Raw genomic sequence first — 14,918 nt, forward strand, 5'->3', positions numbered from 1 at the left:
TACGCAAGGAGCCTGCGATGCCCATCCCCGACAAGTACGACGATTATCAGACAGCCCTGAACAGCCCCATCACCGGTGGTTTTGACATCATCCCGGCAGATGGCATGGACCTTGCTCAAGTCACACGTGCCGTGATGGTCTCGGAGGGCGGCGATCTTGCCGTGGTGTTCAAGAACGGCGACACCCTGACCCTTCCGGGTCTTATGCCCGGTGTGATCTATCCGTTGCGTGCTACTCAGGTGCTTGCAGCAGGCAGCACAGCGACTGGTATCAAGGGCCTGATCTGATGCTGGGTCTCTCAGTAGGGTTGCAGCCCCAGTACAGCAGTCGCGTGCCAGTGGACTTCCCAACCGGTTTTGGCTGGGACCAAGCGCACCACCCGCTGAGTATTCACCGCACCGGCACACGGTATGTTGCGGACATCAACCCGCGTGATCTGGTAGATCCGGCGATCTGGGCTGGTCCGGCCTATCACGTAGACAGCGCGGCGGGCGATGATGGGCAAACCGGCCTCGGCAGCGTGGACGGCGACTTTACTCAGGCCAAACGCACCATTTATGCGGCCTTTTTGGCCGGGAACGCGACGGCTGCGCCTTACCGGGTGCTCGTCAAACCGGGCACCTACGAAGAGAGCGCCTTCACCCGCAACGGCAATGATGAGCCGGATCAACCTGTGGCCATCATTGGCTGGGGCGGTCCCGCTACTTACCGCACGGGGCCTTTCAACGTTGCCTGGACAAATGCAGACGATACCTTTTCCGCGCCCGTCAGTTCCGTGAAGCGTGTGTTTCGCACCGATGTTCTGACACCCGAGGGGCACTATACCGAACTGACTGAGGTTACGGATACGGCCACCTGCGCAGTCACCGATCAAAGTTGGGCGGTTGATGGCAGCACAGTTCACATCAACATCGGCAGCGCCCCGGGTGCAAATGATATCGCGCTACTGCGTTCATTTCACGGTGCGCGGTTCATGACGCATACGCACGACATCTATTTGGAGAATATCCATACCCAAGGTGGTATCACCGGCGCGCTCCATCTTGATCCGGTGGCCTCGCGCAACATTGTCGGGCTAAATTGCTCGTTCCGCTACGCCGCACCTTCAAATCCGGCGGCACCACTTGATGCAGCGCGGATCAGACGCACCAGCGGGTTGTGTGCGTTCTTCAATTGCGACGCGTCGCAGGGCGCCAAGGACGGCTGGTCCTTTCACGAAGATGGTGTGAGCGGGCTGCATGTGTTGCTGCAAGATTGCACCGGCTGGCGCAACGGGATCGCGGGCGCCTCCTCTTGCAACGGGTTCACAACGCATGATGCGGTGCGCGCGATTGTCCTGAACGGGGCTTTCGGGCTATCGCGTAATGGTACCGAAGTGCACGTCATCCAATCTACCCAAAGCTGGCTTGCGGGAACCACCGCATTGGCGCGCGACGTTGACGGTACATCGATTGCATTCAAATGCTCCAACCCCTCGACGATGTGGTTGCAGGACTGCCGCGCCGATGCCGCCGGTTCGGCGACAAATTATGCTTTGGAGGTGAATGCGGGGACTGTTCTGACCCGTGATTTTGCCATCATTGCAGGGTCAGTCGAAACTTCGTTGGGCGGTACAGTTGCGTCATTCTGAGAGAGACTGCGGGCAAGGCCGGACCAATCGGCGATAGCCTCGGGCGTTTTTATCCATGCCTCGCAGCGTGCCGGACCGTCCGGCGCGCTGTATCCGATGATGGAAGGGATATCGCGGTGACACAGCGCATCAGGCCCGAGCGTCGGCAAGCCAAAATGTCGATACAGCAGGATGCGGTTTGAATTGGTCGTTTGATAAGCGATCCCCGGCGCGTCCAGATAGGGCGCAAGACCGATGTCGGCATGGGCGATGTGGGCCAGTGCGACGTCAAAGTTCTGTTCCCCGTGCCAGATGATGTTGGGCAGCGCGGGGGGCGGAGATTTCAGACGCCCCAGCACGTGGATTTGCCAGTGAGATTGCTTTGCGGCAATACGCTGCAGCGCCATGACATCCAGTTGCGTGGTGCCTGCGCAGACCGCGACTCTGCCTTTGAATGTCGGGTCAAAGGGGTTTGCCATCGGCTGTTCCACCGCTGTTTTTGGAATGCCCATCGGGTCCAGTGTAACGTTTTCATGGTCGCGAAAGCGTTTTGCCAACAAGGGTGATGCTGTGCTGATGCGGGTGAAACACTGCAGATTATCGGTCTCTGCCCGGATCAGCATCTGGGGCGCATTCAAGAGTCGAACATCGTCATTCACCCGGTAGATCCGCGCCGCGTCAGGCGCAAGTGCTGCTACCGATGGGCCAAGCAGGACAGGCGGGCCGCTTTCACAGATCACTAGATCAGCGTGCCTTAGCGGACTCTGCAGGCGTTTATGCCAGAAGGTGGTGAAATGGCGGAACGGCCATGCCAGCAACGTGTCAGCAATTTCAAACCGGGTTTTGAACGGATGTATCAGCGGTAGCTCGAATTGCGAGCTCAGCGTGGGGTTGATCACGTCGATGCCACGTGTCGGCAGGTGCTTGAACACTCCCAACCGCGCATCTCCTTTCAGGCGTGACAGCCACGAGTAGCCCATGGTCACGATCGTTACATGCCAGCCCATTTGCTGAAGGTGATCGGAGACCCACAGCATGCTGCCCTTACGCTTTTGATGCGCAAAATGGCCTGTAATCAGAACCGCGCGCTTCATGCCAACTGCCTTTGGGAGTGGGTCACAATCAGTAGAACGGCGCCGTAAACCGCCGTGCCCACCACGACCTGCGCGGCAAATGGCAAAGGCAATGCAAGCAATGTCAGTATCATCACGCCTGCTGCGCCCAACGGCTTGGCCAGGATCAGCAAATTGGATCCCGCCATGCTCAGGGCATTCAAGGCTCGCGGAACAAACCAAAGGCTCACAAGTATCGCTGAGACGGAGACAGCGGCCGCGACTGCCTGGACATTCAGCCACAACCCTATCCCTGCCATCAATGTTCCGATGCCCAATAGCACGAAGGCGCGGCCAAGAACCAACGCGGTGTATCCTTTGGCATTCAGCGCCTGCACCACCGGCATGCTGAGGGCTGATATCAGGGCGAAAGGTGCAAGTGCGCGCAGTAGGGGCACTGCTGCCGTGGTGTGATCGGCACCTACAGCCAGCCGCAGGATGTCAGGCGCGCTGATCCAAACGCCGCACCAAACCCAAGTTGACAGCATGGCTATTGTACCTAGTTGTGCCATCACCGCAGAGGGCAGGTCCGGCACAGTTCGCAGCTCGGGCAGGCTTACAAAACGCATGGGTGATAGCATCAGCGCTTCGATCAGCTCGACCATGCGCGTGGCAATCTGAAACGCTCCTGCCGCTGCTGGCCCCAGCGTCAGACCGATCATCAGTTGCACCAAAGGGAACAGCCCGGTGTTGAGCAACGCCCGCGCGATGATTTGCACGGTCTTGGGCCACAACAGGCGCAACATCCTGAGGGCGGGCAGACCCTTCGGCCGCCACCGGGCGAGCAGAACCGTTACCGCACTCCCAAGCACTGCATTCAACACAGCAAAGGCCACCAGCGCTGCCACACCTTGCCCCGTGCGGAGCATCCACAGGGCGACACCCGCAGCAACCAGTTGCACTGCTAAAGTCCGCAACGCCAGCGCCCTGATCCGCAGCCCACGCCTCAAAAGCCCGTCAGGTACCGCGGCGAGCCCGTGCACCAAAGGGATCGGGGCAAGACTTAGCAGCAGGGGATTGAAGGCCCAGCCAAGAACTGCAAAACCAAGCGACAGCGCGCCCCCCGACACCAGTGACACCGCAAAGAGAGCCTCTATCCGCCCACGGCTCCCGCCAAGGATGATCACCGCATCCGGCAGCGCGGCCTTGTGTATCCCCTGGATCATGCGCACGGGGGCAAAAGCGGTGGCAAAGAGCCCGATTTCGCTCAACGTCAGAAACCGCGTCGCCGCAAGAAAAAGCATCGCGTTGATGCCGACACGGCTCCAGCTGAGAACGAAAGACCACAAGTGCGTTTTCATGCCAGCCGCCTGTGTTGGCGAGGGCGAAACCCGCGCATCATTGGGCGTTCGATCCAATGGTGGACCACCATTCCGGTGACGAGCGAAAACAGCAGTGCCAAAACGAGATAGATTTCAGCACCGACACCGGTTGCAGGCAGCAGCGGCAGCAACACCAACGTCGCGGCCCGCAAGGCAAACCGATGTGACAGGTACAGCGCATAGGACGCATCGCCCAGCCTCAAGTCTGGCACTCTTATCGGTGGCCAGAAGAGCGTTGCGCCAGCCACCATCAGCATCGCGGGCAAACCTGCCGCCAGCACCCGGGGCATCGGCATCGAATCCAGTACGATCATCAATACGCTACCTACCGTCAGGCAAAGCCCACACCAGACAATATCAGGTCTTGGCCCCCCACTTTGCCACAGACGCGCCAGTGCGATGCCAAACAGAAACTCCAGCACCAGCGGGTTGGTCCAAAAGGTCAGGGCCGTATGTTCCGGTTTGAACACCGCGCCTGCGCTCACAAGCGCCACCAGCAAGATCGCGACCGCGCGCAGTGGACGCCCGCTGCACATGCACAAGGCCACTGCGGCATAAAAAAACACCTCGTAATTGAGCGTCCACCCCAGCGACAAAATTGGTGCCACGCGTCCATCTTCGCGGGCGTAAGGCAAAAAACCGTACGAACTGAGCACATTTGCCGGATCAAGGACCGTGTCTTTCACCGCGTCCGGCAAGGCCAGCAACGTGAGCAGCATCAGCGTCGTGAAGAGATAGTAAAGCGGCAAGACCCGTAGCAGGCGACGGCGCAGAAACACCAACGGATGTCCGATATGCCGGGCCACTGAAAGGGTGATCACGAACCCCGAGATGACAAAAAAGATGTCTACACCGCGCGTCCATGGCACGGCGTCGCCCGGGAGGGAGAGGGCAAAGTAGTGCTCTGCCTCGGCCAGAACATGACCGGTGAGAACCATGATCGCCGCAAGGGCACGCAGCATCTGCAATCCGGGTAGCCGTTGGCCGTTCACACGCGCGCGCCTTTAGAACGTCTGCGGCTGACAAAAATCCCATTCTCAATTGCGGTGCGGCATGCCCCGTGTTTGCGCGTGACCAGCGCGGATATTCCCCAGATCAGTAGCAGTGTGAAAAGGAAATTCTGATGCGTGAAGTATAGGGAATGGCTGGAAAAGAGCATCGCCGCGCCGAACTGGCCATAGACGGCGGCTGCAACCACAGACGAAGCCGCGCGCTGGTAAATCAGCCGAATGACAAAACCGCAAAGCACTATAAATGCGATTCCCCCGAAGGCTCCATAGTCGACGAAGGGGACTGTGAGAAAAGGAAATTCACCCCCGCCCAGAACCCGGTCAAGCTGTGCCAATGTGGGTGCCAGCACTTCAGCGAAATAGCTGTCAGTCAGGGTAAAGAACATCAGCCCCTCCAGCGAAAGCGCGCCGTGCGTATGGGGGGTGTGTGTGGACAACGGCGCAAAGGCATTCCACATGTCGTTGACTACATAAAACAGAAGCTTCTGGCTCGCGATTTGCGTCGCTGTGGTTTGCATCAGCGGGTTGGTTACCGCTTCGCGTGCGACCCATAGGGTCCCGAAAAGAACCAGTGCCCCGGCAAGCCAGATCACGCCAATTATCCGACCTCTTACTACGCAGGCAGTGATGTAGGCGCTCAGCATCAGTTGCAGCAAAAGCAACCGTTGGCTCATCACCATGGGCAGCACGAAAAGCGCCGCCGTATTCACAGCAAGCACGATCCACATCAAAAAACGCGCACGCTGGGTCAATTGACCTGCGGCCAACAACCCGGCCGCCAGACCAGCTGTCGCAGGCAGGGCTGCATAAAACAGACGCATTCCGGTAAATAGCTTGGTTTCAAGCAGCAGATCACGGGTCGACAGGCTGTCTTCATATGCCGCTGCGGCAAGGTGCCAGATCCCGCCGGTCTTGGTAGCAGTCAGCATAATCCAAATCCCCGTGACCCCCAGCAAGATCAGATTCGCGATAAATGTCACGCGCGCCAGCTTGCTCAGGTCAAAGGCCAATCGCATGCGCGGGGGACGACGCTGGGCAGCACGGGCGGCCAGATCACCCAGCCCATAGGCAAGGACCGCGACGAACAGCCAGCTGAAACCGGCCCAGCCAAATACCGAAACGGACAATTGTTCGCGCAACATGTAGGTCTGGACCAATGGGAGATGGTCAAGTGATAGCAATGCCACCAGTGCGACCAGTCCCGTCCCACCCCAGCAGATGATCAACAACGTCAGTGGTGACACCAGCCCTAGCATGCAGCACCGGTCCGGCTGAGAGCGTTCTCATATATGGCGATATCAGCTGCACAAAGCGCTTCGATCCTGGGGCGAAGCGACGCTGGTACGCACGTTGGACCTGGCGCGGTATTGCGCTGAAAGTAAGGAAGCGTGGCGCCGGTCAAACGCTCCATGTCGGTATGAAACCGGTCGGGCGCGGCCAGATCTCCTACAAGATCAAAGGCCGTCAGATGACTCAGCGCCTGCGCGATCATTGGCGTGTTTTGTGATGTCATCGTCTGGGTTTGGCCCGCGAAATAGTAAAGATACTGCGAGGCCAATCGCGCGGCGTCAGGTGTATCAAGAAATGCCGCCAGCGTATCAGGGCGCGTCGGATCGGGGTGGCGGCGCTGTAGATACCGATAGTGCGATACAAACCGCGAGACCGGGTCGCGCAGCAAGGTCACATATCGGTAATCCTGCGCTTCTGCCTGATGCAGTGCCGCATCGTATTGCACATGCCCCGCAATCAAATGCTTGCCGGCTGCAATCAGCCGCCGCAACTCGACGGCGCGGCGCTGATATTCGGAGATGATCCGTGCCTCAACTGTCAGTGCAGGATCCCCCGCACGAAGCGAGATCGTGGCCTGCGAGGTGAGGTACCGAAGCCGCAGCGCCATCCCGAAACTGGAGCCCCCGCATTTGGGCACGTGAATATAGATTAGTCGCGGCAGCGCTTTGCGGCGCGTCATCAGATGCAAGAAATTTGGCCCTCCCTACGCACGTTAGGATTTTGGTAAGGATCGCAGGCCATGGTTAACGCGGGCTTAACGGGTCATTGGCCCGGCTTTTGCGAAGGGATTGCCATGCACATCGTCCATATTCTGACCCGCCTGATGCGGGCTGGATCCGAAGAGAATACGCTTGAAACCTGTCGTTGGCAGGTCGCCGCAGGTCATAGGGTCACGCTGGTCCATGGGCGCGACAGCGACGTCTACTGGGACTGGCATCTGCCACATGGCGTCACACGCATTGCGGTGTCCGAAATGGTACATCCTGTGCAACCAATGCAGGACTTGCGGGCGCTGCGTGCGTTGCGGCAAACTTTGCGTTCGCTGGACCCGGACGTCATCCATACCCATCAAAGCAAGGCGGGGATATTGGGCCGGATGGCTGCCCGCGCGACACCAAAGGCGCTGGTCGTGCATGGCATCCATATTCTTCCTGTCGATGGCACCAGCGCAACGAAAGACGCCTTTTACCTGGCCGCGGAAAAATGGGTTGCTGGCGGAACAGACGCCTTCATTCCGGTTTCCCGTGCGGTCGGGCAGTCTTTTGCCGAGGCCGGCATTTGCGACGCAGAGCGTCTGCACCCGGTCTATTCTGGGATGGATCTCAAGAAATTCACCAACGCACAGCGCCCGGCAGACTGGCGTGCCCTGCTGGGGGTCCCACCACGGGGGCTCAAGCCGCCTGTGGTGGTGATGATGGCCGCTTTCGAGCCACGCAAACGTCATATCCCCTTTTTGCGTGCCTTTGCCCGTGTGGCCGCCGCGCTACCAGACGTTCGCCTGATACTGGCCGGAGAAGGGCCGGAGGAGGCACGTATCCGCGCGGAGATCGCGGCCTTTCGTCTGACCGACCACGTCATCCTTACCGGTCACCGCACGGATCCGGAGGCGTTGTTTGCGCTTGCCGATATTTCGGTCCTGACGTCTGTGCGCGAGGGTCTTCCGCGGGTGGTGGTCCAGTCCATCGCAGCGGGCTGCCCAGTCGTGGCGCAGGCCTTACCGGGACTGGATGAAATCGTGGCGCACGGGCACAATGGCTGGCTCGTTGACGCAGGCGACGTGCGTCCGGTCGCGGACCGCTTGCTACACTTTCTGACCCAGCCTGCGCAACTCGCAGCTCTCAGAAGCGGTGCGCTCGACACGGATGTGAGCAGCTGGTCCCTTGAGACCTTGGGACGCGAGACCACTCAGATCTACACCAATCTGCTGCAAAAAAGGGCGGTGGGCCGTCTGCATCCCGCGTGAAGGTTTATGTCAACGGTCGGTTCCTCACCCAGCCGTTGTCCGGCGTCCAGCGCTACGCACGCGAAATCACCGATGCGTTGGATCGCTCGCTGCCACCGGGTCGTGAGGTCACGGTCCTCGTCCCGCATCCGGTAACCTTTCCAGATTGGAAACACCTGTCCGCTCGGGTTGTACCTGGCGGCGTGGGGCACCTTTGGGAACAGACAACTCTTTATCAGGCGTCTCGCGACGGTATTCTGATCAGCCTTGGGAACGCCGGGCCGGTTCGGCATCCGGCGCAAGTGGTGTGCCTGCACGACGCGCATCTTTACGAGATGCCGCAGGCGTATGGGATACGCTACCGAATGGTACATCGTAAACTGCGACCGCTCTTGGCGCGTCGGGCATCGGCGTTGTTGACTGTCAGCCACACTTCAGCGACAGCGCTGGCGCGGTATCTTGGCCTGCCGGGACACCTTTTTCACATCGTGTCAAACAGTGCCGCGCACATTCTGCGCTTGCCTTGCGATGCGCTGGCTCCTGCCCGACACGGTTTGGAAGCGGGCCGTTATCTGTTGTCTGTTGGAAATCTGAGCCCAAACAAGAATCTCGCACGGCTTTGTGCGGCGCATGCGGCCTGTGACGTAAACGTTCCGCCGCTGGCTATCGCAGGTGGATTTGCGCCCGGGGTTGCGCGGGCACGCGATGCGGGTTTGCGCGCGCGCGTGAGTCTGCTGGGCCGGGTCCCCGACAGCGATTTGCGTGGCTTATACGAAGGGGCAGCGGGCTTTGTCTTTCCATCGTTGAACGAAGGTTTCGGTATCCCGGCGCTCGAGGCCATGCAGCTTGGCGTGCCCGTACTGGCGGCGCGCAGCGGTGCGCTGCCAGAGGTGCTGGGGCATGCCGCGCTTTGGTTCGATCCGAAAAGTACATCTGATATGGTCCGCGCAATTACCAAATTTGCCAAACTCGATAAAGCTGCGCGAAGTGTGATGCGAAAAAATGGTCTGGCTCGTGCAGCGCACTACAGTTGGGATGAAAGCGCCAACGCGGTGTGGCGCATTGTTCAGGACGTCGCCGCCCGTCAAACTTCGTCCTTGAGGCGTGCTGTCTGAGCTGTCAGGATCAGACGCCTGTCGATCTGAATACCACACCCGTTGTGCGCAAAAGCAACCCGATATCCTGCATCAATCCGCAGGTCTGCGCATAACGCCGATCAAGCCGAAGCCGCTGATCATAGCAGCCGTCACCGCGTCCCTCGATCTGCCACAGACCGGTGATGCCGGGACGACAGGCCAGATAGCTGTGGCGCTGCACACCGTAGCGGGCCAATTCCGATTCAGTGACAGGGCGCGGTCCGACAAGGCTCATGTCACCGCGCAGCACGTTCCAGATTTGGGGCAGTTCATCAAGACTTGTCCGCCGCAGGAATCGCCCCAGCGCCGTTGTCCGCGGATCATTCCGCAGCTTCTGGGTCCGCGCCCATTCCTGCTGCGCCGCCGGATCCCGCGCGAGGATGTCTGCCAGCTGGCGGTCCGCATCCGGCACCATTGTCTGGATTTTCCAGCACGAGAACGCCACACCGTTACGTCCGACGCGGTGATGCGCGAAGAACCCGGCAGGTCCGGACAGGCGCACCAGAATCCAGATCAGGCCGATAAGTGGTCCGAAAAGGGGCAGCGCAGCAAGCGACAGTGAGATATCGAGAATACGTTTGCCGTACCGAAGGTAAAATCCATCTGTATGATAGGATGTTTCTTTGGTCGTCAGGCGTTGCGCGTCAGACGAAATGCCTATTTGCGCCATATGAAGGCTCCGAAATGCGGTCCCACCCACAGGTCCGGTAAACCTACATTTCGCATCCCCACCCTTAACGAAAGGTAAACAGATTGAGGAAAAACTTCAGTGATTCAGATGTTTACATTAATCTTGGTTAATTTTCCCATATTCACATGCTGCATCGGCAATTGCCGCGGCCTGCCTAGCTGTCGCCAAACAGATCGCGTGTGAACAATTTGTCGGCGACGTCTTCCAGCTCCGGCGTCTTGCGGTTGGCGATGATGACATCTGCCTCAGTCTTGAACGCCTCCAGATCGTTTACCACACGCGAGTTAAAGAAAACCTTTTCCTCGAGCTCAGGCTCATAAACAATCACTTCGATGCCTTTTGCCTTGATCCGCTTCATGATCCCCTGAACGGAGGATTGGCGAAAGTTGTCTGACCCCGCCTTCATGACCAGTCTGTGCACGCCAACCACCGTAGGCGACATGGCTAGGATCTGTTCAGCAAGAAAATCCTTGCGTGTGCGATTGGCATCGACAATGGCGCGGATCAGGTTTTGTGGTACTTCGGAATAATTCGCCAGCAATTGCTTGGTGTCCTTGGGCAGGCAATACCCACCATAGCCAAACGACGGATTGTTGTAGTGATCCCCGATGCGGGGATCGAGGCTGATCCCGTTGATAACCTGTCGACTGTCCAAGCCCCGCGACATGGCATAGCTGTCCAGCTCATTGAAAAACGCAACACGCATCGCAAGATAGGTGTTGGCGAAAAGCTTGATCGCTTCGGCCTCAGCAGCGTCGGTAAACTGTACCGGAACATCCTTGCTAATGGCCCCCTGCAGCAGCAGATCGGCAAAGGCACGAGCTGCGTCGGTCGTTGCCCCCACGATGATCCGGCTGGGATGCAGGTTGTCATAGAGCGCCTGACCCTCGCGCAGGAACTCGGGCGAGAAGATGATATTTTGTGTTTCCATCACCGTGCGCATCCGGTCGACAAATCCGACCGGGATGGTCGATTTGATCACGATCGTCGCATCCGGGTTGTGGGCGTTCACTGCGGCGATCACCTGCTCGACGCTGGTTGTGTCGAAGTAATTTGTGTCGGTGTCATAGTTGGTAGGGGTCGCCACGATGACGAAATCAGCGCCCTCATAGGCGGTGGCCGCATCCGTGGTCGCGGTCAGGTCAAGGGTCATCTCTTTGAGAAACGTTTCCAGATCGGGATCGACGATCGGGCTGATGCGGTTATTCACCATCTCTACGCGTGTGGGGTCCACGTCCACCGCCACCACCGAATTGTGTTGCGACAGCAAGACGGCATTGGACATGCCGACATACCCCAAACCGGCGACTGCAATTTTCATGAACGCACCTCGGATAGCATTTTTTGATCAACAATAACTTGTGCCGAACCGCTATACGCGCGGCACACGCCGTGCAACCAATTCATTTGGACTTGCGCTGAAGCTTAATTTTAGATCGCGCTCAGCTATCGGCATTCCAGCTTCCGGCTATGTGCTGAAATGTCTAAACTCCTCAGACGATCTCTTGCCGTACTGACCTTTGCGTCTCAGCCTGCCGATGGTCCTTTTTCCATCTGGCGCTGGCAAATACCGCTTTCAATTTATTGAGTAGGAGCTTTTCTGAGAAAAATTGGTGCCCAGGAGAGGGCTCTGCACCGAAAATGGAACCTTGCAAAATCACACGTTATCAAAGGCTTGTCAAATGATGCCTGCCCGGGTGTGGATCTTCGAGGGTCCGTTTTGTGTACCCGCTAAAGGAACTTAAAGCATCCGACCTAAAACCGGAATCGTTGGGGATTCCCATAAGCGTTGATTTGTGATTCATCCTGTTTGGGAGGATGGATCATGTCAGCACCTTTGCCTGATGCGCTGCGGGCGCGGTTTCAGAAGTTGGTTGAAGAAGGATTGTCCGTCATCAAATGGTTTGAGACAGATGGCGTTTTGACTTTGAGGGGTCATCGCTCATCGGTTTTCAGTTAAGCAGCGGTTTTGGCGTGCTGCAAGCGCCTTAGCTTCATGGTTTGCCTTTTTGTCTTTTCTCGCTGGAGCATTATTGTGTTACCTCGATCTGTGTAGATGTCGGCGGGTGTCAGGTTGTGTAGGCTTTCGTGATAGCGTTGGTGATTGTAGTGCCCAACGAAGGCGGCGATCTGTGTTTCAAGGTCCCCTGGCAGGAAGTAGTTCTCCAACAAGATGCGATTCTTGAGGGTCTGATGTCAGCGCTGATCTTGCCTTGGGTTTGCGGATGATAAGGTGCGCCGCGTGTGTGCGGCATGCCTTTTGACCTGCCCCCCGAGGCTCCCTCATTCATATCGAGAGTTTGCGGGACTGGTTTTCATAGTTCTGGTCGTCGGTTTGGGCAAGCGCGTCGGGCGCGGAGCCCTCAAATTGCTCAGGCGTCCGACGCGCTTGATTGGGTGCCTGGTTCCCCAGAGATGAGTGCGGCCTAGCGTTGTTGTAGTCGTAGCGCCAAAGCGCGAGTTTTCGCCGGGCATCGTCTAGGCTGTCGAACATCTCCTCGTTCAGCAACTCATCACGCAGGCTGCCGTTGAAGCTTTCGATGAAAGCGTTCTGCTGCGGCTTCCCCGGGTCGATGTAGTGCCAATCGACATTGTTCTCGTTGGCCCATTTCAGGATCGCGCGACTGGTAAACTCCGTCCCATTGTCACTGACAATGCTGGCCGGTTTGCCATAGAGCCGGACAAGTGGATCCAATTTCCGCGCAACCCGGTCACCCGAGATGCTGGTATCCGCCATCAGACAAAGATTTTCCCGGCAGCAATCATCGTTCACGGCCAGAATGCGGAATCGGCGCGAGGCCCCGAACGTGTCGGATAGGAAGTCCAGCGACCAGCGTTCGCCAGGCCTCAGCGCCTCCGGCATCGGTGTCCGAGAGCCACGCGCCCGTTTCCGGCCCCGTCCTCGCCTGACGCCCAGCTTCTTGTCCGTGTAAAGCCGATAGAGCTTTTTGTGGTTCATGATCATCCCTTTGCGCTCCAGCATCACGCCGATCCGCCGATAACCGAACCGGCGACGCTTGGCCGCGACAGCCTTCATCTCCTTGCGTATCTCAGGATTATCCCCCTCTCATCGAAACTGCGTTTCGACTGCCGGGGCAGGCGGGACGGGCATTCGCGCCGGACTGTCTTCGGATCGACACCCCCTCTCAGGACATTGCTTCGCAGTGCCCTGCCGGGCAGTGGACAAGTCGGCAGGCCCGGCGTTGCGAGATGCCGTGATCCCGCATCGCCCTCAGCGCTGCCTCTCGCCGCTCATTCGGCGTCGTCAGTTCTTTCCCAGAAGATCCTTCAAAACAGCATTATCCAGCATCGTATCGGCCAGCACGCGTTTTAGCCGGGCGTTCTCGTCTTCCATCGCTCTCAGCTTTGCGACATCAGACACCTCCATGCCGCCATACTTCGATTTGTATTTGTAGAACGTTCCTTGGCCGAGGCCGTGCTTGCGGCACACCTCCGCCGTTGGCATCCCGGCTTCCAGCTCTTTGATCATCCCGATGATTTGGGATTCCGTTAAACGGCTCTTTCACATTCGTTTGCTACTTCAAAAGATCGAGCAAACTCTACATTACAATGCGGGAGATTTCGGGGGGCAGGTCAACGGCTTTGCAGCAACGCGCAAACCGCTGCCCAATCAAGGTCCGACTGCTTAATTCGCAGATCTGCGTTACAGCGTCTCAGGTTGCTCCACTTTTAGCCTTCGGCCGGAAAGAACACCTCTTGCCCGGCCTTGCCGTCCGTGTACCACCGCAGACACAGATCAGTCCAATGGGCGCGATGGCCGATCATATCTTTGATCGATACACCGGGCTCACCCAAAGATGCGGCCGCGTGATCCAGCGGCGCCAACAGCTTTTGGATTTTGGCGTATTCTTTTTGCGTCAAGGTGATCAGTTCGGCTTTGGTGGTGCAAGCCACTGCTGTTCCTTAGTGCGCCAACATAAGTGGCAGGTCAGTCTGTTCCATCATGGTCCGTGTGGTGCCACCCAGAACCGTCTGGATCATCCGCGCGTGGCCATATGCGCCCATGACAACCAGATCGGCGCCGAGTTCAGTGGCGCGATCCTGAATAGCTTGCCCGACTTCGCGGCCACCGCTGGGAAATTGAGACACTGTGACGTTGCATCCATGATGGCTGAGCCATTTGGCCACGTCTACGCCCGGGTCCTGACCACCCCCCGACACTGTCATGACCGGATCAATGCAGGCAATGACGACTTCGCTTGCCTTTTTCAGGTACGGCAGCGCTGCATGTATGGCCGCCGATGCTGCTTCGCTGCTGTTCCAAGCTACAAACACACGACCTGCTTTCTGCTCAACCGACCCATTCAGGCGCAAACCGATAGGGGAGTGGAACAAAACTCCCGAAGCGGCTTCGCGCAGGACATCAGGTGTGTCGCGCAGATTGGGTGCAAAAAATGCTTCATCACTCACGCGGGCAAGCCGGGAAACGTGGTGTTTGATATCCTGGGTCACACTGAGCGCTGGGTGAACTTCGCCAGAAGCACCAGATTTCGCGAGCAAAGCCTCAATCGCGTCGACGCGGTCCTTGTGTTCTCGCTGCGCCAACTCGACCGTTTCACTCCAGTTGTCGGGGATGTTCATTCCGCCATAAGGTGGCACGCCGTAGGCATACATTGGCAAGGCAGGGGCCTGGCCGAGCAACAGGCAAATGAGGTGTGTGGCGTCCTGTGCTGCGGCTTCGGCGGCCTGCGTGATCTGCACGTCTGGCGTGTCAGCGTTCAGGGCAAAGAGTATCGTACGGCTGTGCATGGCAGTCTTCCTTTCATAGAGTATCCGCCCGTTTGG

General features: G+C 58.2%; 13 protein-coding genes and 2 pseudogenes. 4 read left to right on the forward strand and 11 right to left on the reverse strand.

The features are described from left to right. Positions 1-17 precede the first annotated feature (17 nt). Positions 18-287: a spike base protein, RCAP_Rcc01079 family gene (locus H9Q16_RS15730; protein ID WP_191076366.1), complete on the forward strand. Its 270-nt coding sequence runs from the start codon at positions 18-20 to the stop codon at positions 285-287. Beyond that, complete coding sequence (locus H9Q16_RS15735; RefSeq protein WP_191076367.1) at positions 287-1,630, forward strand: hypothetical protein; 1,344 nt, start codon at positions 287-289, stop codon at positions 1,628-1,630. The genes H9Q16_RS15730 and H9Q16_RS15735 overlap by 1 nt, the downstream gene beginning before the upstream one ends. Here H9Q16_RS15735 and H9Q16_RS15740 read toward each other — a convergent pair. Genes H9Q16_RS15740 through H9Q16_RS15760 form a run of 5 tightly spaced genes read right to left on the reverse strand, consistent with a single transcriptional unit; the run spans position 1,528 to position 7,022 of the window. Beyond that, the gene (locus H9Q16_RS15740) at positions 1,528-2,703 is read right to left on the reverse strand and encodes a GumK N-terminal domain-containing glycosyltransferase (protein WP_191076368.1); all 1,176 of its coding nucleotides are present in this window, start codon (positions 2,701-2,703) and stop codon (positions 1,528-1,530) included. The genes H9Q16_RS15735 and H9Q16_RS15740 overlap by 103 nt on opposite strands. Beyond that, positions 2,700-4,022: an oligosaccharide flippase family protein gene (locus H9Q16_RS15745; protein WP_191076369.1), complete on the reverse strand. Its 1,323-nt coding sequence runs from the start codon at positions 4,020-4,022 to the stop codon at positions 2,700-2,702. The genes H9Q16_RS15740 and H9Q16_RS15745 overlap by 4 nt, the downstream gene beginning before the upstream one ends. Continuing rightward, positions 4,019-5,035, reverse strand: a complete 1,017-nt coding sequence (locus H9Q16_RS15750) for an acyltransferase family protein (RefSeq protein WP_191076370.1) — start codon at positions 5,033-5,035, stop codon at positions 4,019-4,021. Before H9Q16_RS15750 ends, H9Q16_RS15745 begins: the two co-directional genes overlap by 4 nt. Further along, on the reverse strand, positions 5,032-6,297 hold the full coding sequence (locus H9Q16_RS15755; protein ID WP_191076371.1) for a hypothetical protein: 1,266 nt from the start codon (positions 6,295-6,297) through the stop codon (positions 5,032-5,034). Before H9Q16_RS15755 ends, H9Q16_RS15750 begins: the two co-directional genes overlap by 4 nt. 5 nt (positions 6,298-6,302) lie before the next feature. Then, positions 6,303-7,022: a sulfotransferase family 2 domain-containing protein gene (locus tag H9Q16_RS15760; RefSeq protein ID WP_191076372.1), complete on the reverse strand. Its 720-nt coding sequence runs from the start codon at positions 7,020-7,022 to the stop codon at positions 6,303-6,305. Positions 7,023-7,082: 60 nt separating this feature from the next. Between H9Q16_RS15760 and H9Q16_RS15765 the strand changes: the two genes are divergently transcribed. After that, entirely contained in the window at positions 7,083-8,306 is a 1,224-nt protein-coding gene (locus tag H9Q16_RS15765; RefSeq protein WP_191076373.1) for a glycosyltransferase, read from the forward strand. Next, positions 8,303-9,400: a glycosyltransferase gene (locus tag H9Q16_RS15770; RefSeq protein WP_191076374.1), complete on the forward strand. Its 1,098-nt coding sequence runs from the start codon at positions 8,303-8,305 to the stop codon at positions 9,398-9,400. The genes H9Q16_RS15765 and H9Q16_RS15770 overlap by 4 nt, the downstream gene beginning before the upstream one ends. Positions 9,401-9,410: 10 nt before the next feature. Here H9Q16_RS15770 and H9Q16_RS15775 read toward each other — a convergent pair whose 3' ends face one another. The 6 genes and pseudogenes from H9Q16_RS15775 to H9Q16_RS15800 all read right to left on the reverse strand — a co-directional run bounded on the left by H9Q16_RS15775 (position 9,411) and on the right by H9Q16_RS15800 (position 14,882). Further along, a complete protein-coding gene (locus H9Q16_RS15775) occupies positions 9,411-10,091 on the reverse strand; it encodes a sugar transferase (protein WP_191076375.1) in 681 nt (226 codons plus the stop codon). A gap of 175 nt (positions 10,092-10,266) precedes the next feature. Then, positions 10,267-11,433, reverse strand: coding sequence for a nucleotide sugar dehydrogenase (locus H9Q16_RS15780; protein ID WP_191076376.1), 1,167 nt, complete (start codon positions 11,431-11,433; stop codon positions 10,267-10,269). Between the two features lie 635 nt (positions 11,434-12,068). Next, positions 12,069-12,373, reverse strand: a pseudogene (locus H9Q16_RS15785) (integrase core domain-containing protein); the annotation flags it as partial. 26 nt (positions 12,374-12,399) lie between these two features. Then, a pseudogene (locus tag H9Q16_RS15790) lies at positions 12,400-13,635 on the reverse strand (IS3 family transposase); the annotation flags it as partial. A gap of 167 nt (positions 13,636-13,802) precedes the next feature. Further along, on the reverse strand, positions 13,803-14,027 hold the full coding sequence (locus H9Q16_RS15795; protein WP_191076377.1) for a ClbS/DfsB family four-helix bundle protein: 225 nt from the start codon (positions 14,025-14,027) through the stop codon (positions 13,803-13,805). A gap of 9 nt (positions 14,028-14,036) precedes the next feature. After that, complete coding sequence (locus H9Q16_RS15800; protein ID WP_191076378.1) at positions 14,037-14,882, reverse strand: universal stress protein; 846 nt, start codon at positions 14,880-14,882, stop codon at positions 14,037-14,039. Positions 14,883-14,918 lie beyond the last annotated feature (36 nt).

Origin of the sequence: Sulfitobacter aestuariivivens (assembly GCF_014763045.1) — a bacterium.
Classification (GTDB): Bacteria; Pseudomonadota; Alphaproteobacteria; order Rhodobacterales; family Rhodobacteraceae; genus Sulfitobacter; species Sulfitobacter aestuariivivens.

What these genes read in the sequence shown, in the direction of transcription:
- H9Q16_RS15730 (WP_191076366.1), top strand. Translation starts at nt 18, where the DNA reads ATGCCCATCCCCGACAAGTACGACGATTATCAGACAGCCCTGAACAGC.
- H9Q16_RS15735 (WP_191076367.1), top strand. Translation starts at nt 287, where the DNA reads ATGCTGGGTCTCTCAGTAGGGTTGCAGCCCCAGTACAGCAGTCGCGTG.
- H9Q16_RS15740 (WP_191076368.1), bottom strand. Translation starts at nt 2,703, where the DNA reads ATGAAGCGCGCGGTTCTGATTACAGGCCATTTTGCGCATCAAAAGCGT.
- H9Q16_RS15745 (WP_191076369.1), bottom strand. Translation starts at nt 4,022, where the DNA reads ATGAAAACGCACTTGTGGTCTTTCGTTCTCAGCTGGAGCCGTGTCGGC.
- H9Q16_RS15760 (WP_191076372.1), bottom strand. Translation starts at nt 7,022, where the DNA reads ATGACGCGCCGCAAAGCGCTGCCGCGACTAATCTATATTCACGTGCCC.
- H9Q16_RS15765 (WP_191076373.1), top strand. Translation starts at nt 7,083, where the DNA reads ATGGTTAACGCGGGCTTAACGGGTCATTGGCCCGGCTTTTGCGAAGGG.
- H9Q16_RS15775 (WP_191076375.1), bottom strand. Translation starts at nt 10,091, where the DNA reads ATGGCGCAAATAGGCATTTCGTCTGACGCGCAACGCCTGACGACCAAA.
- H9Q16_RS15780 (WP_191076376.1), bottom strand. Translation starts at nt 11,433, where the DNA reads ATGAAAATTGCAGTCGCCGGTTTGGGGTATGTCGGCATGTCCAATGCC.
- H9Q16_RS15800 (WP_191076378.1), bottom strand. Translation starts at nt 14,882, where the DNA reads ATGCACAGCCGTACGATACTCTTTGCCCTGAACGCTGACACGCCAGAC.